The 20,180-nt window shown below is 48.8% G+C and carries 24 protein-coding genes, 1 other RNA gene and 1 pseudogene; 11 read left to right on the top strand and 15 right to left on the bottom strand.

Annotated features, from left to right (window positions below; all coding sequences use genetic code 11):
- Window positions 1-383: 383 nt before the first annotated feature.
- Entirely contained in the window at window positions 384-1,142 is a 759-nt protein-coding gene (locus F153LOC_RS17670; RefSeq protein ID WP_233210370.1) for a ParA family protein, read from the bottom strand.
- On the opposite strand from F153LOC_RS17670, the gene F153LOC_RS17665 reads away from it, so the two are divergent.
- A complete protein-coding gene (locus tag F153LOC_RS17665; RefSeq protein ID WP_199174680.1) occupies window positions 1,129-1,677 on the top strand; it encodes a hypothetical protein in 549 nt (182 codons plus the stop codon). The two genes, F153LOC_RS17670 and F153LOC_RS17665, sit on opposite strands and share 14 nt — an antisense overlap.
- Window positions 1,678-1,915: 238 nt before the next feature.
- Here F153LOC_RS17665 and F153LOC_RS17660 read toward each other — a convergent pair whose 3' ends face one another.
- The 8 genes and pseudogenes from F153LOC_RS17660 to smpB all read right to left on the bottom strand — a co-directional run bounded on the left by F153LOC_RS17660 (window position 1,916) and on the right by smpB (window position 7,027).
- A complete protein-coding gene (locus F153LOC_RS17660; RefSeq protein WP_102105376.1) occupies window positions 1,916-2,356 on the bottom strand; it encodes a DUF4231 domain-containing protein in 441 nt (146 codons plus the stop codon).
- A complete protein-coding gene (locus F153LOC_RS17655) occupies window positions 2,356-3,342 on the bottom strand; it encodes a GTP pyrophosphokinase family protein (RefSeq protein ID WP_102105375.1) in 987 nt (328 codons plus the stop codon). The genes F153LOC_RS17660 and F153LOC_RS17655 overlap by 1 nt, the downstream gene beginning before the upstream one ends.
- A 3-nt stretch (window positions 3,343-3,345) precedes the next feature.
- Complete coding sequence (locus tag F153LOC_RS17650; RefSeq protein WP_233210369.1) at window positions 3,346-4,422, bottom strand: nucleoid-associated protein; 1,077 nt, start codon at window positions 4,420-4,422, stop codon at window positions 3,346-3,348.
- Window positions 4,423-4,684: 262 nt separating this feature from the next.
- Window positions 4,685-4,954, bottom strand: a complete 270-nt coding sequence (locus tag F153LOC_RS21805; protein WP_233210368.1) for a hypothetical protein — start codon at window positions 4,952-4,954, stop codon at window positions 4,685-4,687.
- A 4-nt stretch (window positions 4,955-4,958) separates the two neighbouring features.
- Window positions 4,959-5,270: a tyrosine-type recombinase/integrase gene (locus tag F153LOC_RS21800; RefSeq protein ID WP_233210374.1), complete on the bottom strand. Its 312-nt coding sequence runs from the start codon at window positions 5,268-5,270 to the stop codon at window positions 4,959-4,961.
- Between the two features lie 60 nt (window positions 5,271-5,330).
- Window positions 5,331-5,917, bottom strand: a pseudogene (locus F153LOC_RS21795) (integrase arm-type DNA-binding domain-containing protein); the annotation flags it as partial.
- A 165-nt stretch (window positions 5,918-6,082) separates the two neighbouring features.
- Window positions 6,083-6,445, bottom strand: a transfer-messenger RNA (tmRNA) gene (gene ssrA / locus F153LOC_RS17640).
- A 99-nt stretch (window positions 6,446-6,544) separates the two neighbouring features.
- A complete protein-coding gene (gene smpB, locus F153LOC_RS17635) occupies window positions 6,545-7,027 on the bottom strand; it encodes an SsrA-binding protein SmpB (protein ID WP_095282985.1) in 483 nt (160 codons plus the stop codon).
- A gap of 162 nt (window positions 7,028-7,189) precedes the next feature.
- On the opposite strand from smpB, the gene F153LOC_RS17630 reads away from it, so the two are divergent.
- Together F153LOC_RS17630 and F153LOC_RS17625 are read left to right on the top strand one after the other, a co-directional pair.
- A complete protein-coding gene (locus tag F153LOC_RS17630) occupies window positions 7,190-7,627 on the top strand; it encodes a type II toxin-antitoxin system RatA family toxin (protein ID WP_198520732.1) in 438 nt (145 codons plus the stop codon).
- Window positions 7,617-7,904 carry an RnfH family protein gene (locus F153LOC_RS17625; RefSeq protein WP_100779240.1) on the top strand — a complete coding sequence of 96 codons (288 nt, stop codon included), beginning with the start codon at window positions 7,617-7,619 and terminating at the stop codon, window positions 7,902-7,904. Before F153LOC_RS17630 ends, F153LOC_RS17625 begins: the two co-directional genes overlap by 11 nt.
- A 63-nt stretch (window positions 7,905-7,967) precedes the next feature.
- Here F153LOC_RS17625 and bamE read toward each other — a convergent pair whose 3' ends face one another.
- The 3 genes from bamE to nadK all read right to left on the bottom strand — a co-directional run bounded on the left by bamE (window position 7,968) and on the right by nadK (window position 11,073).
- Complete coding sequence (gene bamE, locus F153LOC_RS17620) at window positions 7,968-8,309, bottom strand: outer membrane protein assembly factor BamE (RefSeq protein ID WP_100779241.1); 342 nt, start codon at window positions 8,307-8,309, stop codon at window positions 7,968-7,970.
- Between the two features lie 138 nt (window positions 8,310-8,447).
- Window positions 8,448-10,109 carry a DNA repair protein RecN gene (recN, locus tag F153LOC_RS17610; protein WP_102105372.1) on the bottom strand — a complete coding sequence of 554 codons (1,662 nt, stop codon included), beginning with the start codon at window positions 10,107-10,109 and terminating at the stop codon, window positions 8,448-8,450.
- An 85-nt stretch (window positions 10,110-10,194) separates the two neighbouring features.
- The gene (gene nadK, locus F153LOC_RS17605; RefSeq protein ID WP_015960089.1) at window positions 10,195-11,073 is read right to left on the bottom strand and encodes an NAD(+) kinase; all 879 of its coding nucleotides are present in this window, start codon (window positions 11,071-11,073) and stop codon (window positions 10,195-10,197) included.
- A gap of 121 nt (window positions 11,074-11,194) precedes the next feature.
- Here nadK and grpE point away from each other — a divergent pair, with 121 nt between their 5' ends.
- A complete protein-coding gene (gene grpE, locus F153LOC_RS17600) occupies window positions 11,195-11,788 on the top strand; it encodes a nucleotide exchange factor GrpE (protein ID WP_142503618.1) in 594 nt (197 codons plus the stop codon).
- A gap of 49 nt (window positions 11,789-11,837) precedes the next feature.
- On the opposite strand, the gene F153LOC_RS17595 is transcribed toward grpE, so the two are convergent.
- Window positions 11,838-13,127: an HlyC/CorC family transporter gene (locus tag F153LOC_RS17595; protein WP_102105371.1), complete on the bottom strand. Its 1,290-nt coding sequence runs from the start codon at window positions 13,125-13,127 to the stop codon at window positions 11,838-11,840.
- A gap of 18 nt (window positions 13,128-13,145) precedes the next feature.
- Entirely contained in the window at window positions 13,146-13,937 is a 792-nt protein-coding gene (locus F153LOC_RS17590; RefSeq protein WP_100780834.1) for an inner membrane protein YpjD, read from the bottom strand.
- A gap of 166 nt (window positions 13,938-14,103) precedes the next feature.
- Here F153LOC_RS17590 and ffh point away from each other — a divergent pair, with 166 nt between their 5' ends.
- The 7 genes from ffh (at window position 14,104) to F153LOC_RS17555 (ending at window position 19,685) form a co-directional block, all read left to right on the top strand.
- Window positions 14,104-15,465: a signal recognition particle protein gene (ffh, locus tag F153LOC_RS17585; protein ID WP_100779246.1), complete on the top strand. Its 1,362-nt coding sequence runs from the start codon at window positions 14,104-14,106 to the stop codon at window positions 15,463-15,465.
- Window positions 15,466-15,734: 269 nt separating this feature from the next.
- Window positions 15,735-15,983 carry a 30S ribosomal protein S16 gene (gene rpsP, locus F153LOC_RS17580; protein ID WP_014171249.1) on the top strand — a complete coding sequence of 83 codons (249 nt, stop codon included), beginning with the start codon at window positions 15,735-15,737 and terminating at the stop codon, window positions 15,981-15,983.
- Between the two features lie 15 nt (window positions 15,984-15,998).
- Window positions 15,999-16,538: a ribosome maturation factor RimM gene (rimM, locus tag F153LOC_RS17575; protein WP_100779247.1), complete on the top strand. Its 540-nt coding sequence runs from the start codon at window positions 15,999-16,001 to the stop codon at window positions 16,536-16,538.
- 31 nt (window positions 16,539-16,569) lie between these two features.
- Complete coding sequence (gene trmD / locus F153LOC_RS17570) at window positions 16,570-17,337, top strand: tRNA (guanosine(37)-N1)-methyltransferase TrmD (protein WP_100779248.1); 768 nt, start codon at window positions 16,570-16,572, stop codon at window positions 17,335-17,337.
- A 44-nt stretch (window positions 17,338-17,381) separates the two neighbouring features.
- The gene (rplS, locus tag F153LOC_RS17565) at window positions 17,382-17,729 is read left to right on the top strand and encodes a 50S ribosomal protein L19 (protein WP_095282974.1); all 348 of its coding nucleotides are present in this window, start codon (window positions 17,382-17,384) and stop codon (window positions 17,727-17,729) included.
- 129 nt (window positions 17,730-17,858) lie between these two features.
- Window positions 17,859-18,263, top strand: coding sequence for a DUF2946 domain-containing protein (locus F153LOC_RS17560; RefSeq protein ID WP_102105370.1), 405 nt, complete (start codon window positions 17,859-17,861; stop codon window positions 18,261-18,263).
- A 57-nt stretch (window positions 18,264-18,320) separates the two neighbouring features.
- Window positions 18,321-19,685, top strand: a complete 1,365-nt coding sequence (locus tag F153LOC_RS17555; protein ID WP_102105369.1) for a PepSY domain-containing protein — start codon at window positions 18,321-18,323, stop codon at window positions 19,683-19,685.
- Window positions 19,686-19,688: 3 nt separating this feature from the next.
- On the opposite strand, the gene F153LOC_RS17550 is transcribed toward F153LOC_RS17555, so the two are convergent.
- Window positions 19,689-20,174: an OmpA family protein gene (locus tag F153LOC_RS17550; protein WP_102105368.1), complete on the bottom strand. Its 486-nt coding sequence runs from the start codon at window positions 20,172-20,174 to the stop codon at window positions 19,689-19,691.
- Window positions 20,175-20,180 lie beyond the last annotated feature (6 nt).

Raw genomic sequence — 20,180 nt, 5'->3', positions numbered from 1 at the left:
TCTATGGCGAACTTCAGCCGCTTGGCTTTTCAATATGGAGTCAATAGCCGCAGCAGCGCTTGGCTCTTGGTTGGTTACCCCCGCTTGATAACCCAATTCGTATGCACATCCGGCGCATTTATGACGGAATGGATAGCTTTGATCCTCTGGAAGGGCTGCAAACATGGTGTCGTAGCGGTGCGGTGCTTGGCAGGTTGTCATGAGTACCTCTGGAATGTTATGAAAGTACTCTTTATATGAGTATGGTTTTTGTTCATTCAAGGAGGGTTGAGCCTACTTTCTTCTCTTTTCTTACGGAATGTGACCTGCCCCCACTTTTTGAGATACAGCATCGGCGAATGCGAATTCAACTCCCTAACAGGAAGTTGAATTGGTGCAGATCGTTATTGGCTAGTACCACTAATCAATAGAAGCATTACACAGTTAGCGATCACGTGATCAGCAAGTTTGTCGTGCTCTGCGTCCATTTTATCCATCAAGTCAGTTTGGTTTTTAGCCCATTGTCCACGAACTAAAACGTGTGAAGTTGGGCGAACAGTCTTGAGGTATTTAAGCGGGACGCTTTGAATAATGCTGTTAGGGGCCATAATGTTTAAATCTTCCACTTTCGCTACTGGTTCCCTAGTAACAAAACTAGGCACTGCATTGTATGAGGTGATGGTTTGTAGGCTAGGGATTAATGCGTTTTGTATTGCGCTGCTAATAACATTTCTATGTGCTAGGTCAGCACCTACTTCAGTTGCTACTGTTGCCCCTTGTTTCTTTATCATATCGAATCCATTGAATACCCAACCTGCAAATTTAGGCTGTCCTTTTGTGGGCAAAATGGGATCGTGAGCATTCCCAGCAAGATATCTAGAGACGCCTTGTTGCCAGTCAGTGGCAAACTTAGGAAGCATTTCACCAATTAAACCGATGCAATAGGCCGAAAACATATCTGCTGTACATGGAACAATAAAGTAATCAGAGCAGTAAAGAGCAGAACGAACTAATGTGTTGAATGATGGCGGCAAGTCGATGAGAACATAATCGTAGCTAATGCCCGTTGTTTCCTCAGCAGCTTTCGAGATTAAATGAGGCATCAGGAAGCGATAAGTACTTGTACCAGCAATAAGATAGGTACCAACGTTGAGTGTGTCCATTAGAAGATTCGCAGCAAGAAAAACAGATGACGAAAATAGTATTGGACGATTACCTATTGAACCAAATATCAATGACGATAGAACCATTATCAGAATCGATGATGATACTATCGGAGTCTGTCAGCACAGCATTAAATCAGACACAACAGACACTTATCAGAGTGAACAACTCATTAGAAGCAACAACAACAGCTCTAAACTCAGCCAAAAATATAATAGACCAACAAACAAAAAGATTGGAAGAGCAACATATAAAGCTGCACAAATACTCAACAGAGTTAAAAAACAATACAATAAAGAACCAATCAAAACTTATAAACAAAATGGCTTCAATATTTGGCGTGGTAAATCTGATAGCGGTTCTATTGGTAGGATACTTGATCATGCAGAAACAGCCAACGCAGCCACAAATAAATTTAGACTCAAGAGCGGTAGCCGTTTCAATAGTAGAGCAACTAGGATCGAAGAGATAAGAGAAATGGTAGGTATAAAAAAAGCTATTGTTCAGCCAAAGAATAATGAAAAAGTTCTTTAAGAAGAAATTAAGAAAAATCCAGCATACATAGTTGGCTATGAGAATAGATTTAAATCTAAATTAAACAAAAAGATTAAAATGATCTTGCTGAAAAGCAAGCTCCGCTAGAAAAAATAGAAGAAAACCTTCCACCAAAAATACGTTTCAAGCTGTAATAGAGGAGGGGGCCTCCTTCTACAGCCAAGTTATTTTATATACCAATACAGTGTCGCAATTTATTTTAATATGCGTATATCTTCTAGGAAGATAAGCTACTTTTTTCTTGGCTTTTAATCTTTTCCCAACGAGCTAAATCCATATCCCAAATAGACAAGTATTCATCAATGTAAAGATCAATAGTGTTTTGGGTTAGATTATCATCCTTTCCCATTAGGCGTAATTTATTTTGTATTTGATATAGTTTTAGCAAAGTCCATTTTTGTCGTGCCCATTGTTCTTGATAGGAAAAATGTGATTCAAGGCCAACGGTTAAAGTCAAAAGTGCGCTTGTTATTAGTGAGAGTGTAGAAAGATTTATATGACCGTTGCTTATACCTACCAATACAGTTGTAAGAGCTGCGAAAGACAAGCTCAGTAGTTTAAGAGCATTAGCTTTCCTTTTGGTAGCTTTAACTTTTTCTTTCATTTTTAATATTTTTTCATCAACTTCATTCAATAAAGCAGTTAAATTTTTATTCATCATTTCCCCATAATTAACATGATTTCATTCAAATCGTTTTCTGAAAATGGCCATTTATTTCTAAATATCTGTGGCTTTTTATCAACCATAAACAAGCAAAAAATAATGGCAGCACTTTGTTTTATATAGCTTCCTGATATACAGTCAGAATTTATTTTTTCAGAAAAATATTCTTTATAATCTTGGTTGACATCAAAATATGCTTGATATGTTTTGAATAGTGGGTCAGTTAAAGTGTCGAAATAAACATTTAAAATATGATATAGAATTTTATCTTTTGCTTTTTTATTGTAGTTTTCATTGATCTGGCAATTCATGGAGATAGAAAGGTTGGCCCATTTTTCTATTTTAGCATTGCTTTTATTGAGTTCATTTTTTGCTAAGAGAAATAACTCATCAGTAGACTCCATTAGCGCTATAGTTCTTGCCATTCTCCGTTTAATATCAGAGGATGGCTTAGCTTTACATTTATATACTGAATCATGTGATACTTCAGCATATGCATGTTGAAGAAGCGTTCTCACTTGGATCTCGCATGGAGTGCCGACTGGTATTAAGGTGTTTTCATTTATTGATATTGGCTCTAAATTTTTAACCACATAATGAACAGATTGATAATCGAATAAATACGGTTTTTCTTCTTTTTCCTTTATAAAATCTCGGTCATCAGAGTATTCCCATATTGGGCAGTTTTCAATTATATATTTTATTATTGGGATATCATCTGTCAGAAGAACAACAAATCTTACACCAACTTTATCTGTAATATCTTTGTAAGGGTTAACATAATTTTTCGATCTGTAAAACGCTTTCTCTATAAGTGATGATATATCTTTTAATCTATATGATGGAGTAATTTTTAAAATAGACTCCATATCTTTTTCTGCTAAAGAATCGCAGATGCGCTGAAGGACGAGTTCACCCCAAGAGGAATAAATGATCCTCTCTCGGTCAAAGATTTCGATAAACTCGTCTACTTCATTCATACCTTAGTTTCCTATTAAATAACCATTGATTTTCACTATGGTGAATTCATCATTACGCTCAATTATTTTACAAGGACTATCACCATTAATTGACGGATAGATTATTTTGACTTCATTGCTAAATTTGAATGTTGAATTTTTAATTTTATTTTTAATCAAAGAATCATCTTTTTTGAATGATGATAATACTGGATCTTTTTCTTCACAATAAGAAATATAATCATCGCGTTTATCAACCGCCATGTATTTTTCTGAAAAATCATTTGTTCCAATAATTTCTGATTGTTCTGTTTTAAGGTATATCCTTAGTGCGCTTGAAAGATCGATCCTTTCTTCAACTGATTCGCTATTTTCATTGATATAATTTTCTGTAATCTCATAAAAACTTCTTGTTAATCGGCTAGAATCTGCTGAAATAGAAAGGCCTAAAAATCCTTTATAAAAATAAGCCGCAGCACCTGAATCATCTTTTGATGTCAGATTATTATCGAATAAATAAACTTCATACGAATTTTTATTTATAGTCGGTAATCTAGTTATTTCGGAAAAGAAAGCAACTTTATAAAGTTTTTGTTCTGGTGTTAGGATTAAGTTATTTAAATAGTCGATTGTGGCAACATTATCTTTTAACGTGGAAGTGAACCCTTCATGCAGTTCAGCTTTGATTATTGCGACAGCCCTTGTTTTTTTTGTAATCCCATATGAGCACCTAACTACGACGAGAACACCTTCAGGATGCTTTTTGCTGGTTTGTGCCTCACCTAACTTGTCGGCTATATCTTTGCTTTTCGATACAAAAACTTCCTCGCCAGCATTGTGCAAGGCATGAATCTTATCAAGAGGATCATCTTCAACTATGTCCATCTCAATACATTTTGAACCCCTAGACAATACTTTGGTCAGTCTTTGCTCAAGTGTCAGTTTTGCCTTCCCTGATAAGGGGATAATGTTATTTGAATGTTCAACAGTAAAATGGGACTGCTGACCGGGTAGATAGATCCTATGGATGATCAAATCGGTTATGTTTAGGTTTATTAAATTCAGTGGGCTTTTTATCACTGTTTTATCCTTATCAATCACATGGTTAGCTGTTGGGAGAAACACTCGCGCTTACATAATACCATATTCAATCAATAACATAGGAATGCTCCCGAAATCATAACCGTTTTTCGAAAGGTGCTGGCCCATAGAACAAATCATTGTGATACAGTATACAAAAGTAACTGTTTATTTATACAGCATTGTGGGCGCGGAGGCAATAACAACCAAGCTTCTTAGCTTTTTTCGGATGTTATGCTAAGTGCGACAGGTCTGTTTTGAACTGCTAGAAGATGTCCCTCTTTCACGCAGCAATTGCCTTATATTTCTGCGCCTGAACGTAATCTCCCCACCACTGCATCAGCTCTGTTCTTTCAGCAAGATACTCAGCACGATTGTAAGCGGCTATGATTTCATTGTTCTTAGTATGAGCTAAAGCTGATTCAAGCACCTCGGTTCTGAATTTACCACTTTCTTCAGCAGCCGTTCTTGCTATAGAACGCATTCCGTGGGCTACCAGTTCACCACCGAATCCCATTCGGATGATTGCAGCATTAGCTGTTTGCTCATGCATGTGATTAAGTGGGGGCTTTGATACTTGGGAAAACCCACTCTCTATGACCACTGATTGGCCTGATTAACTCAAGGATGCGCATAGCCTCTTTGCTCAGCGGAATCTTGTGAGGGCGCTTCATCTTCATAAACTCACCGGGGATGTTCCAGAATCGATTATCTTCGTCTATATCACTCCTCCGAGCACGGACAGCTTCTCCCGGACGAACCCACGTAAGGAGTTGCCACTCAATTAGAAGACGTGTTTCGAGCCGTATAGAAGCGTTAGATAGAGCAATTAAGAATCGGGGTAAATCATCTGGTGGTAAAGCTGGCATATTTTGCTTCTTGGGTTTGCTGAATCTCTGGCCGAGATTGTCAGCAGGATTAAACTCAAAAAGTTCTTCTGTCGCAGCCCAACGGAAAATTTCATTTAGACGTGAAATGATACGACGTAGGGTTTCCAATACGCCTCGTTGTTCTATGGGGTCAAGGTGTTGTTTTAAGAGCTTGGGACGGAGCTCTTTGATAGGAATGTTGCCTAAACCGAGGAAAATATTTCGCTCAAGGCTCCGCCAGATGTCTTCTGCGTGGTCTGGAGAGATGCCTGAGGTCTTAACCTTTTCATCTAATCATTTCCTAGCAACCGCTTGTAGCGTGTGCTCAGTGGCATCTTTAAGGGCATTGGCTTTATCGTTGTTGTGAATCTGCGGATCGATGCCATTTGAAAGCAACGACAAGTATTCATCACGTAAAGCCCGAGCCTTGGCAAGTGTGAGAAGAGGGTAGGTTCCTAAGCTCATCTTCGTTCGCTTTTTAGTTACTGGCACTGCATATCTGAAATACCAATTTTTCTTTCCACCCTTTAGATAGGGGGGGCGATTCGTAGCATCAGGCCGTCACCGTCAAAAAGGCTGATCTCCTTTTCTGCTGGCTTGGTATTTTTGATTTCAGTGTCAGTGAGTTTCTTAGCGATCTTTGCCATTTTTAGGACCCTCGATTTTGGGACCCTTTGCGTTGGGTCCCAAAAGGGTGCCATAACGAGTAGCTTCTAGCAAATCTCAGTAGACTTCTTTAGACGTAAAAAAGCCCGCAAGGCTGGTTCCATGCGGGCTTAGTAGACTTCAGTATACTTCAAACAACTAAAAAGTGGTGGAGCTGGGGGGATTTGAACCCCCGTCCGAAATTCCTACATCCTCGGTACTACATGCTTAGTCAGTCTTTACATTCGCCTGGCACCTGCGGACAGACACGCCACTACCAGACTAGCCTGATTAGTTTTAACACTTCAGCCCCAGGCAGGACATCCATGCGATCTCTTTTGGGTTTGACCTCTCTTGATCCCCGTCCTAAGAGCGGAGGCTAGGGAGAGAGGGCTCTTAGCAGGTTATTAAGCTGCTAAAGCGTAGTTTTCGTCGTTTGCGACTATTTTTTTGCGGCTTTTTACGAGGCAAACCGCCCCTCGGCATGCACCTTGGGTTTCGCAAATCCCGTCGAATCCAGAATCAGCCCCAATGTGTTGAACTCAGTATACCAGAACTGGCATCGGTGATGCCAGCGTGGAATGATAAGTTCTTAAATCAGTGTGAAAAGTACAAAATTCAGGCAGAAATTAACGGCCTGCGTGCTTCATGATACGCGCTTTGTCGACCTGCCATTCACGGTCTTTCACGTCATCACGTTTGTCATGCTGTTTTTTACCCTTCGCCACGCCGATTTTCACTTTGCACCAGGCATTTTTCCAGTACAGAGACAGGGCGACGACGGTGTAACCTTCGCGGTTAATGCGGCCAAAAAGTGAAGCCAGTTCGCGCTGATTGAGCAGTAGTTTACGCGTGCGCGTCGGGTCGCAAACGTAGTGTGAAGAGGCGACGGCCAGCGGCGTAAAGTTTGCGCCAAACAGGAAGGCTTCGCCATCAATCAGAATCACATAGCTGTCGCTGATGTTGGCTTTACCTGCGCGCAGGGATTTGACTTCCCAGCCCTGCAACGCAAGGCCAGCTTCGAATTCTTCTTCAATGAAGTACTCATGGCGGGCACGCTTGTTCAGCGCAATGGTTGCCGAGCCAGGTTTGTGTGCTTTTTTCTTCGTCATAAGTGTCGTGAAGCCATAGGTAATCTGAGTTCAAAAAGTAACCTCATTGCGATTGCATCCTGTGAGGTCCAACGCGCTATCTTAGCACGAGATAAGGCTTAGCGTTTTTTTAACAGGGGATAAATGTTATTATTTGTCCGTTGTGTGACCATGGAAAATGCTATGCCTCAGATTAGCCGTACTGCGCTTGTGCCTTACAGCGTGGAACAAATGTACCAGTTAGTGAATGACGTCCAGTCTTATCCGCAGTTTATTCCGGGATGTACCGGTAGCCGGGTGCTGGATGCTGGCCCGACGCAGATGACTGCCGCCGTGGATGTGTCGAAAGCGGGGATCAGCAAAACGTTCACGACCCGTAATACGCTGACCAACAATCAAAGTATTTTGATGCAACTGGTGGATGGGCCGTTCAAAACCCTGATGGGTGGCTGGAAGTTTACGCCACTGAGTGCTGATGCTTGCCGCATCGAGTTTCATCTGGATTTCGAGTTCACCAATAAGCTGATTGAACTGGCGTTTGGCCGCATCTTCAAAGAGCTGGCCTCCAATATGGTTCAGGCATTCACCGTGCGCGCCAAAGAGGTTTACAGTGTCGCCTAAAATCACGGTGGAAGTGGCTTACGCACTGCCGGAAAAACAATACCTGCAGCGGGTGAAGCTGGACGAGGGGGCAACCGTTGAAGAAGCGATTCGCGCCTCTGGTCTGCTGGAATTGCGCAGCGATATCGATCTGTCGAAGAATAAAGTCGGTATTTACAGTCGTCCGGTTAAACTTGCGGATGTTGTGAGTGATGGCGATCGCGTTGAGATTTATCGACCGCTGATTGCCGATCCGAAAGAGCTGCGCCGTCAGCGTGCGGAGAAGGCCGGGAAGTAGGGCGAAGCGACGTTAAGATACAAAAAAGGTGCTTTGTGAGCACCTTTTTGCATTTCTGAAACCTTACTGTTTGGTAAGCGCCGGTTTGTTATCAATGTTGGTTAACACACCGCTGCTGTTGAAGGTCAGGGTCAGCGTCTGCTGTGTAACACCTTCATGGCCAGGCTGCTGGCGGAAGACATAGAACCAGGTGTTAGTGCCGAACGGATCGGACATCATCGGGGTTCCCAGTGCATAAGCGACCTGCTGTTGTGTCATACCGACACGAACTTTAGACACATCGTTAGGTGTGAGGTAGTTCCCTTGGTTGATGTCAGGACGGTAAACCACTCGCTCCAGAGTGGAACAACCTGCGGTCAACATCAGAAGAACCGCTGCGACAGCGGTCAGCGTTTTACAGCGCATAGTGATTTGATTCCTTTTCGGGCCCGAGCAATACGCGGCTCATATGTTATATGCCGATGATAATAGACCTTGCCCCACTTTGAAACCGGTCTGACGGCGTTTTTGTTGTTCTGTATGACCCTGAGATCCCGAAAAAGTTTATGCAGCCAGCAGTTCTTTCGCATTCGCCAGCGTATTGCGCGTCACTTCACTCCCGCCAAGCAGACGTGCCAGCTCCTGCAGGCGCGCCTTTTTATCCAGCGGGTGCATATGCGTTTCCGTCATTTCACCGTCGGTTTCTTTGCAGACATAGAAATGGTGATGCCCACAACCGGCTACCTGCGGCAGGTGGGTGACACACATGACCTGAGTGGATTCACCTAACTGACGTAACAATTTGCCAACGACGGCGGCGGTCGGGCCGCTGATCCCCACGTCCACTTCATCGAAGATCAGCGCCGGGGTTTCCATTTTACGGGCCGTGATCACCTGAATTGCCAGAGCGATGCGCGAGAGTTCCCCACCAGAGGCGACCTTGGAAATGGCCTGTAAAGGCTGGCCTGGGTTGGTGGTCACGCGGAACTCAATGCGGTCTGCCCCTTCGGCGGTGAGATGATTGACTTCAAATTTCACGTCGATGGTGAAGACACCGTGTGGCATAGACAGCGCATGCATGCTGTCCGTGATGTGCTGACCCAACTCCTGAGCATAATGCTGGCGAACATCGTGAAGCTGCTTTGCCGTGGCCAGCGCCTGTTGATGATGAACATTCACCGCCAGGGACAGTGTTTCGAGCGAGTCGGCCTGATCGTCGAGCTGCTGCTGTTCATCCAGCAACGACTGGTGATAGTTCGGCAGCTCTTCCGGTGTGACGTAGTGTTTACGTGCCAGGGAGATCTGCCGGGAGATGCGCTGCTCCAGCTCGAATAAACGGTTAGGGTCGAGATCCAGACGCTCACAATAGTGACGCAGCTCTTCACCGGCTTCTGAAATTTGAATCGCCGCCTCTTCCAGCATATCCAGCACGCCAGACAACTTGCTGTCGAGACCGACCAGTTCGGTAACCTGTTGGCGCACGGTGTAGAGCTGGCTCTGCAGGTTGGTATCTTCGCCATCAGCCAGCAGATTCAGCGCTTGCTGGCTGGTCGAGATTAAATGCCCGCTGTTGGCGAGCCGTTTGTACTCTTCGTCGATCTGCTCAAACTCACCCGGCTGCGGATTGAATTCATTGAGTTCCTTCAACTGATAGTTCAGCAGTTCGGCGCGCGCCGCGCGCTCCTGACTTTGCTGCTGATGCTGTGCCAGTTCGCGGCAGCTTTGATGCCACTGACGATAGTGTTCAGCCATCAACTGAGTGAGCGCGTACTCACCGGCATAGCCATCAAGCAGGGCTTTTTGCTGTTCAGGTTTAATGAGCTGCTGATGCGCGTGCTGGCCATGAATTTGAATCAATAGCTGGCCCAGCTCACGCAGCTGAGAAAGGGGAACCGCAGTCCCGTTGATAAAGCCGCGAGAGCGGCCATCGCTGCTGATGACGCGGCGAAGTAAACACTCACGTCCATCTTCGAGTTGATTGACTTCAAGCCAGCGCAGCGCGGCAGGGGTATCTTTTAAGGAAAAGCGCGCGCAGAGATCGGCGCGGCTAGCGCCGGTGCGCACGATGTCGCCTTCTGCGCGACCGCCGAGACACAAGCCGAGCGCATCAATGGCAATAGATTTACCTGCACCGGTTTCACCGGTAATGGCCGTCATTCCGCTCTGGAAGTCGATCTCAAGCTCACGAACAATGGCAAAGTTGCTGATGGTCAGTTGTGCCAGCATAATTGTTTTCCTGTATGAAAAACCATAACTGTTTTTTCATACAGTATAAACTGGTTTTTTATCCAGTAAAGTGCTGGATGCAAATTTAGAACAATTTTTTTGACCAGCCAAGCTTAGAACTTAATGTGTTGAAATAGCTGTAGTCTTTCGGATGTATCAGATTCAGGTGGTAGTCACAGCGGCGAATTAACACGTCTTCGCCTTCCTGTATCGGCAACGCGATCTGGCTGTCGCAGCTGATTTCGAGATCATTGCGGCGGTGCGAGAAGCGCAGGCGGATGGTGCTGCTGCTGTTGATAACCAGTGGGCGGGCCGAAAGGGTATGCGGGAACATCGGCACCAGAGTAATGGCATCCAGCGAGGGGGTCAGAATAGGCCCGCCAGCGGAGAGGGAATAGGCAGTTGAGCCGGTTGGAGTCGAGATGATTAGCCCGTCAGAGCGCTGGGAGAAGGCGAAGACTTCATCGATATAGACTTCGAATTCAATCATATGGGCGACTTTTCCCGGATGCAGGACCACTTCATTAATGGCCGTACTGATCCGTTTCTGGCAGTCCTGCTGGCATACCTGCGCTTCGAGCAAAAAGCGTTTTTCGCTGATGTAATGGCCGTCCAGAACGTCGGCTAACTGCTGATGGGCGTTGTCGGGATCGAGGTCGGTCAGGAAGCCCAGGTTACCGCGGTTGATACCTATAACTTTGATATCGTAGCGTGCCAGAGTGCGAGCCGCGCCGAGCATATTGCCGTCACCGCCGACGACTACAGCGAGATCCGCCTGCTGGCCAATCTCCGCCAGCGTGCCGGTCTTCACATTTTTGAGCTGCAATTCCTGCGCAATTTGCTGCTCCACCATCACTTCGTAGCCTTTTGCGCACAGCCAGCGATACAACATTTCATGTGTCGTCAGCGCCGTAGGGTGACGTGGATGTCCGACAATCCCAATACACTTGAAATGATTATTCATTTTCTGGAGGTCCTTGTGCCGATTGATGGTGACAATATGCTTTGTTCCCTTGAATCCCGGAAACTGATCCCCATAATAAGCGAAGTTAGCGAGATGAATGCAGAAAAACGCGGAGAAATTCATGAGTAGTAAAGAACAGAAAACGCCTGAGGGGCAAGCCCCGGAAGAAATTATCATGGAACAGCACGAAGAAGTTGAGGCTGTAGAGCCGGATGCTTCTGCTGAGCAGGTGGATCCGCGCGATGAAAAAATTGCGAATCTGGAAGCTCAGTTAACTGAAGCCCAGAATCGCGAGCGCGAAAGCGTGCTGCGTATCAAAGCGGAAATGGAAAACCTGCGTCGCCGTACCGAGCTGGACGTGGAAAAGGCGCATAAGTTCGCGCTGGAGAAATTCGTCAACGAGCTGCTGCCGGTGATTGATAGCCTGGATCGTGCGCTGGAAGTGGCTGATAAAGCTAACCCGGACATGGCGGCGATGGTCGAAGGCCTTGAGCTGACGCTGAAATCCATGCTCGACGTGGTGCGTAAGTTCGGTGTTGAAGTGGTTGCGGATACCAACGTAGCGCTGGACCCTAACGTCCACCAGGCGATTGCGATGGTTGAATCTGAAGATGTAACTGCTGGCAACGTGCTGGCTGTGATGCAGAAAGGCTATACGCTGAACGGTCGTACTATTCGTGCTGCGATGGTCACTGTCGCGAAAGCGAAGGCATAATTTGCCTCTGTAGTGCCGGGTGGCGGCATTGCCTCACCCGGCCTACACACTAGCGTTCGGCTACGCTATCCCGCAGTGGTTTGACCGGGATAACTTTCACCTGTTTGATCATATTGTCCTGCACGTCCAGGATATCAATATCGTACTGGCTGATGCGCACACGGGTGCCGGATGCCGGGATCTCTTCCAGTGCTTCCAGAATCATACCGTTAATGGTGCGAGCGTCGTCTTCCGGCAGATGCCAGTTAAAGGCTTTGTTGAGTTCACGCACGTTGGCGCTGCCGTCGATCAGCACCGAACCGTCGTTTTGCGGCGTGACCTCTTCGGCGAGCGATGGCGACATTGACGTCGTAAAATCGCCGACGATCTCTTCCAGAATATCTTCAACCGTCACCAGCCCCTGGATATCGCCATACTCGTTGACCACCAGGCCCACTTTCTTTTTATTACGCTGGAATTTCACCAGCTGCGTACTTAGCGGCGTGCCTTCTGGAATAATATAGAGTTCATCGGCGGCGCGGAGCATCACCTCTTTAGTGAACTCTTTTTTCTCGGTCATCAGGCGATAGGCTTCGCGCACGCGCAGCATGCTGATGGCGTCATCCAGTGAATCACGGTACAGCACGATGCGGCCATGGGGAGAGTGGGTCAGCTGGCGGACGATGGCTTTCCAGTCGTCGTTGATGTCGATACCCACGATTTCATTACGCGGCACCATGATGTCGTCAACGCTCACTTTTTCCAGATCCAGCACCGACAGCAGCATGTCCTGATTCCGGCGCGAAATCTGCGAGCGGGATTCATGCACGATGGTGCGCAGCTCGTCTTTGCTCAGTGCGCTGCTGATCACCACGTCGGCTTTTATACCGACCATGCGCATCAGCAGGCGGGTAACCATATTGAGCAGCCAGACCAGAGGCATCATCAGGATCAGCAGCGGGCCGAGCAGGAAGCTGCTCGGATAGGCGACTTTCTCCGGGTAGAGGGCGGCGATGGTTTTCGGCAGGACTTCAGCAAATACCAGGACGACAAACGTCAGTACACCGGTCGCGATGGCGACACCGGCGTTGCCGTAGAGGCGCATCCCAACAATAGTGCCCAGCGCGGAGGCGAGAATATTGACCAGGTTGTTGCCGATCAGCACCAGGCTAATCAGACGATCGGGCTTGTGCAGCAGCTTTTCAACGCGTCGGGCGGCACGGTTGCCTTGTTTGGCGCGATGTCGTAACCGGTAGCGGTTCAGTGTCATCATGCCGGTTTCTGAGCCGGAGAAGTAGGCGGAGATGACCACCATGACGATCAGGGTGACGATCAGCGTGGTGGTGGAGATGTGTTCCAGGGGGAACTCCTTTGTTGCTTAGCCGACGAACTGCTGTATGACGCGGCTACCAAAGTAGGCCAGTGTCAGGATGCCAGCGCCTGCTACGTTGAACCAGACGACGCGACGACCGCGCCAGCCCTGGTGATAGTGGCCCCATAACAGGACAATATAGACAAACCACGCGATGATAGAGAGAACGGCTTTATCAATATTCTCAATGCTGAACAGGTTCTGCATATAAAACAGACCCGTGCAAAGCGTCAGCGTCAGCAGCACCACACCAATCTGAGTGATGTGGAACATCTTACGCTCAATGACCATCAGCGGTGGCATTTCCTGGTTGAAAACAAGTTTTTTGTTTTTCAACTGGTAGTCGATCCACGCCAGCTGCATGGCGTACAGCGCCGCAATGATCAGCGTGGCGTAGGAGAACAGCGACAGGCCGATGTGGACCATCATGCCCGGCGTGGTTTCCAGATGCGTAATGAACTCGTTTGGTACGAAGGTCGCGAACGCCAGATTGATCAGCGCGAAGGCGTAGACAATGGGGAGCAGCAGCCAGCCGCGATTCTTCGACGCGACAATCGTCATCACCGTACAAATCATCAGGCTGACCAGCGAGCCGACGTTCAGTACGCTCAGATTTTGTACGCTGCCGTCGCCCGGAATAATACGTGATTCCAGTGCGAACGCATGGCTTACCAGTGCGATAACTGCCGACAAAATAGCCATCCGTCGCCAGGCGCTGTTTTTTTGCAACAGGCCGGGAATGATCAGCGCAAGGCTGAAAGAGTAGGCAACAAGGGCGATCAGTGCGAAAACAGGCATATAGGCGTCGACAGTTGTCTTAATAAGAAAGATAAGCAGTATAGCGTTACGTGACGCGCGCTCCAACCGTTGCATAACAACAAAGGCGCCTTCATGTTATACTGCGGCAAAATTCTGTGTACGTGTCGCGCTAGCGACCTAACGTTTCTACCTCAGGCGAGAGACAATGTTTGATAATTTAACCGATCGTTTGTCGCGCTCGCTGCGCAACATCAGCGGCCGTGGGCGCCTTACCGAAGACAATGTGAAAGAAACGCTGCGCGAAGTGCGCATGGCGTTGCTCGAAGCCGACGTGGCGTTGCCCGTTGTGCGCGAGTTCATCAGCCGCGTAAAAGAGAAAGCGGTTGGTCATGAAGTGAACAAGAGCCTGACCCCGGGTCAGGAGTTCGTCAAAATTGTGCGCAACGAACTGGTTGCGGCAATGGGCGAAGAGAACCAGGTGCTGAACCTGGCCGCACAGCCGCCAGCGGTGGTGTTGATGGCCGGTCTGCAGGGTGCGGGTAAAACCACAAGCGTAGGTAAGCTGGGTAAATTCCTGCGCGAAAAGCACAAGAAAAAAGTGCTTGTCGTCTCTGCCGACGTTTATCGCCCGGCGGCGATCAAACAGCTTGAAACACTGGCTCAGCAGGTTGGTGTGGATTTCTTCCCGTCCGACGTCGCGCAGAAGCCCGTTGATATCGTTAATGCGGCGCTGAAAGAAGCGAAGCTGAAATTCTACGACGTGCTGCTGGTGGATACCGCCGGTCGTCTGCACGTCGACGAAGCGATGATGGACGAAATCAAACAGGTTCACGCCGCGATTAATCCGGTAGAGACCCTGTTTGTTGTTGATGCAATGACCGGTCAGGATGCGGCGAATACCGCAAAAGCGTTTAACGAAGCGCTGCCATTAACCGGTGTCGTGCTGACCAAAGTCGACGGTGATGCCCGCGGTGGTGCGGCGCTCTCGATTCGTCATATCACTGGTAAACCGATTAAATTCCTCGGCGTCGGCGAGAAGACCGAAGCGCTGGAGCCGTTCCATCCGGATCGTATTGCTTCCCGTATTCTTGGCATGGGCGACGTGCTGTCGCTGATCGAAGATATCGAGAGCAAAGTTGACCGCGCGCAGGCTGAGAAGCTGGCGAGCAAGCTGAAAAAAGGCGACGGTTTCGATCTGACCGACTTCCTGGAACAGCTTCGTCAGATGAAAAACATGGGCGGCATGGCCAGCCTGATGGGCAAACTGCCGGGCATGGGCCAGATCCCTGATAACGTGAAAGCGCAGATGGATGACAAAGTGCTGGTACGCATGGAGGCGATCATCAACTCGATGACGCTGAAAGAGCGTGCGAAGCCTGAAATCATCAAAGGGTCGCGCAAACGCCGCATCGCCGCTGGTTGCGGGATGCAGGTGCAGGATGTAAACCGCCTTCTGAAGCAGTTCGACGACATGCAGCGCATGATGAAGAAAATGAAGAAGGGCGGTATGGCGAAAATGATGCGTGGGATGAAGGGCATGATGCCGCCGGGATTCCCTGGCCGCTGAAACAAGGGATATAAGGCTATCTTGTTTGCCATTTTAGCTCCGGGGTGTGCTCGAAATGCTCACGTACTACGTGTACGCTCCGCTTTCTGCGCGCACGCCGGAACTAAACTGGCTGCACCGATATACGCCTTATAACCGTTGTTTGGCATATGTGAAGCATATGCTGATTGCATTTTCCCCAGAAATCAGTAAAATTTTCGGGCTTTTAATATGACACTGGGCTCCGTTCCTCGATGGGGCCCTGTGTTTTATTCACACAAGAGGATGTTATGGTAACTATTCGTTTAGCACGTCACGGCGCAAAAAAGCGTCCGTTCTACCAGGTTGTTGTGACTGACAGCCGTAATGCACGCAACGGTCGCTTCATCGAGCGCGTTGGTTTCTTCAACCCGATCGCTAGCGGTTCTGAAGAAGAAACCCGTCTGGATCTGGATCGTATCGCTCACTGGGTTGGCCAGGGCGCTACTGTTTCCGATCGCGTTGCTACGCTTATCAAAGCAGCAAACAAAGCAGCTTAATCTGTCACGGTGGTCATGATGAGCAATAAAGCACCTGTTGAACCGATCGTATTGGGAAAAATGGGTTCTTGCTACGGTATCCGTGGTTGGCTCAGAGTGTTTTCCTCCACTGAAGACGCTGAAAGCATTTTTAACTACCAGCCCTGGTTTATCCAGAAAGGTGGTAAGTGGGAAGCGGTCGAGCTGGAAAGCTGGCGCCACCACAATCAGGATATCGTGATCAAGCTGAAAGGCGTTGACGATCGCGATGCGGCGAATCTGCTGACTAATTGCGAAATTGTCGTCGATTCATCGCAGCTGCCTTCGCTGGAAGAGGGTGATTATTACTGGAAAGACCTTATGGGTTGCCAGGTTGTCACCACTGAAGGCTATGGCCTGGGTAAAGTCATCGATATGATGGAAACCGGGTCAAATGACGTTCTCGTCATTAAGGCAAACCTGAAAGATGCATTTGGCATCAAGGAGCGGCTGGTTCCGTTCCTCGATGGGCAGGTTATCAAGAAAGTCGATCTCACTACGCGAACTATCGAAGTAGATTGGGATCCTGGTTTTTAAATTCTCCGGATAAACGGTAAAAGACGGCGCTATGTGGATTGGCATAATTAGCCTGTTTCCTGAAATGTTCCGCGCGATTACTGATTACGGGGTAACTGGCCGGGCAGTAAAAAAAGGCCTGCTGAACATCGAAAGCTGGAGTCCTCGTGACTTCACGCATGACCGGCACCGTACCGTGGACGAACGTCCTTACGGCGGCGGACCGGGGATGTTAATGATGGTGCAACCCTTACGGGACGCCATCCATACAGCAAAAGCCGCGGCAGGTGAAGGCGCAAAGGTGATTTATCTGTCACCTCAGGGACGCAAGCTTGATCAAGCAGGCGTAAGCGAACTGGCCACGAATCAAAAGCTGATTCTGGTATGTGGTCGCTATGAAGGGATAGATGAGCGCGTAATTCAGACCGAAATTGATGAAGAATGGTCAATCGGCGATTACGTTCTCAGCGGTGGTGAGTTACCGGCAATGACGCTGATTGACTCCGTTGCCCGGTTTATTCCGGGTGTACTGGGCCATGAAGCTTCAGCAACAGAAGACTCTTTTGCTGATGGATTGCTGGACTGTCCACACTATACCCGCCCTGAAGTGTTAGAAGGGATGGAAGTACCGGCGGTATTGCTGTCGGGGAACCATGCCGAGATACGTCGCTGGCGTTTGAAGCAGTCGCTGGGCCGAACCTGGCTTAGAAGACCTGAACTTCTGGAAAACCTGGCTCTGACTGAAGAGCAAGTAAGGTTGCTGGCGGAGTTCCAAAAAGAGCACGCACAACAGCAACATAAACATGATGGGCAAGCGTAAAACGCTCCCGATATATCAGTTTACCCAGGATAAGAGATTAAATTATGAGCAACATTATTAAGCAAATTGAACAAGAGCAGATGAAGCAGGACGTACCTTCATTCCGTCCGGGTGATTCCGTGGAAGTGAAAGTATGGGTTGTTGAAGGTTCCAAAAAACGTCTGCAGGCATTCGAGGGCGTGGTTATCGCTATTCGTAACCGCGGTCTGCACTCTGCATTCACTGTTCGTAAAATTTCCAACGGCGAAGGTGTTGAGCGTGTCTTCCAGACTCACTCTCCAGTAGTTGACAGCATTACTGTCAAACGTCGTGGTGCTGTACGTAAAGCTAAACTGTACTACCTGCGTGAGCGTACTGGTAAGTCTGCTCGTATCAAAGAGCGTCTGAACTAAGACTCGCTTAAGCAACATCCTGTTAAAAGGGCTGGCCGCAAGGCCGGCCCTTTTTTATGTAAATCCGCGCCGCTTGTTAACCTTCGTTTCATAAATCATTTACAATAGCCGCTCTCTAGCGGAGGGTAAGTGAATAACGCACTGCATCAGTCAGCCTTGAAACGCGCAGCGGCCTGGACCGCGCTGTTTGCGATCCTGCTGATCGTGGTTGCGCCGCTGATCTCCATTTCGCTACAAAAAGATCCCATGAGCGCAATGCCGGGGATGCATCATGATATGAGCCAGATGTCGATGGCTGAACATCATGGTGAGACGCCGCACTCAATGCCTGTCGATCACGCCGAAGCCTGTGGCTATTGTGTGCTAATGGCCCATGTGCCGGGCCTGATGCTGGCGCTGATCGTGCTGTTGTGTGCTGTGCTATTGCGACATCGCGTTAAACCGCCGCGACAGGCGGTGAGTCACTGGCACTTTTTCCCCTGGTTGTATCCTGATACCCGCGCGCCACCGCAGCGGTCAGCTTTTTCCCTTTAAACCATAAAGAATGCGCTTTTGCGCATCGATAACGTTTTGCCTGCAAAAAGGAAAAGTATGACTGTCAGCACGCCACGCGCAGCATGGGGAAACCTGCTGCGACGCCTTCATTTCTATATCGGGTTGTTCGTCGGCCCGTTCATTTTTTTCGCTGCGCTAACGGGGACGCTCTACGTGGCGACACCGCAGTTCGAAAACATGTTGTACAAACATGCGCTGTTTAGCGATACCGCCGGTGAAGCTCAACCTCTGGCCGAGCAAATTGCAGTCGCGGAGAAAGCCATTGGGGACCAACTTCGTCTGCAGGCTGTACGACCAGGGCTGATCCCGGGTGAAACCACGCGCGTGATGTTTGCCGACCCGATGCTCGGGCCGTCGGAGAATCGGGCGATTTTTATCGATCCCGTGAGCCTGGAAGTACGCGGCGATATGACGGTCTACGGCACCAGCGGAATTTTGCCGCTGCGCCAGACCATTGACTATCTGCACAGCTCGCTGATGCTGGGGGATATCGGGCGTTTGTACAGTGAGCTGGCCGCGTCCTGGATGTGGATCGCCGCCCTGGGCGGAATAGCACTGTGGTGTTATACCCGCCCGAAGCGACGTATCAATAACCGTTTCCAGAACCGCCGTCGCGTGCATGTCGCGCTCGGCTGGGGTCTGCTGGGGGGAATGTTACTGTTTTCTGCGACCGGGCTAACCTGGTCACAATGGGCGGGCGGTAATGTCGATAAGCTACGTAAAGAGATGAACTGGCTGACGCCGCAGGTCAATACTCAGTTGCACGGTCCCGCGACAGAAGTCGATCCTCATGCTGAACATCGCGGCCATCACGATGCGATGATGCCGGATATGGCCATGGATCTGACGCTCTTTGACAGCGTCCTGCATGCGGCCAGGAACGCGGAGATTGATGCGAACAAGCTGGAAATTCGCCCCGCTAAAATGGCTGAACAGGCCTGGACGGTCACAGAAATCGATCGTGGCTGGCCCACGCAGGTGGATGCGGTTGCCGTTGATCCGCACTCAATGCAGATCCTCGATCGGACGCGTTTCGCTGACTTCCCGCTGATGGCGAAGCTGACCCGCTGGGGCGTGGATTTCCATATGGGGATTTTGTTTGGTCTGGTGAATCAGCTGATCCTGATCGTTTTCGGCGTAGCGCTGTGCGTATTGATCGCGTGGGGGTATCGGATGTGGTGGATGCGTCGTCCGGTTCAGGCCACCGGCAACCCGGTACTCACGCTTTGTCAGTGCTGGCTTGCTCTCCCCGCCAGTGGGCGAGGAGCCACGCTCTTTATCGGCGTGATGCTGGGGATCATGATGCCGGTGATGGGCGTCAGTCTGGCATTTTTCGTGCTGATTGACTGGCTGCGCTGGCGCGCGCAGTGCCTGTTGACGCTGTCAGAATCCAGCAAATAGTGATTAAGGCGTGCTGATGACCACTGCAACGCGGCGGTTTTCAGCGCGCCCCTGAGCTGTAGCATTGCTGGCGACCGGATATTTTTTACCTAAGCCCTGAGTAGTGAGGTTGCTGCGCGGGATATTCGCCCCTTTTGCCCAGGTATCAGCCACGACGTTCGCACGTTTAAGCGAGAGGGATTGATTGTAACTTTCTTCCCCGTAGTTGTCCGTGTGCCCGTCCATACGCGCATGAACCAGCCCGGTGGTGGCCAGACGTGTCGCCATGGTCTGGATCTGCTGCTCGCTTTCCGGACGCAGCTGATATTCATTCTTGCCGAATAAAATCTTCGCCGACAGGCCGAGGGACCAGTCGCCGTTCGTTTCGTTAAAACCGTAGGATTTCATTGCCGCAATCTGTTCCGGGGTGAATTTACCCTGAGGTGGTGCCTGGCAGCCTGCCAGAATCGTTGTAGCCAGTAAAACTGGAGCGAGATATCGCCTTAACATAACGTG

Source organism: Lelliottia sp. F153 (assembly GCF_002870005.1).
Classification (GTDB): Bacteria; Pseudomonadota; Gammaproteobacteria; order Enterobacterales; family Enterobacteriaceae; genus Enterobacter; species Enterobacter nimipressuralis.
Note: the sequence above shows the minus strand (reverse complement) of the source record. Positions and strands in the feature narration are given on the sequence as shown.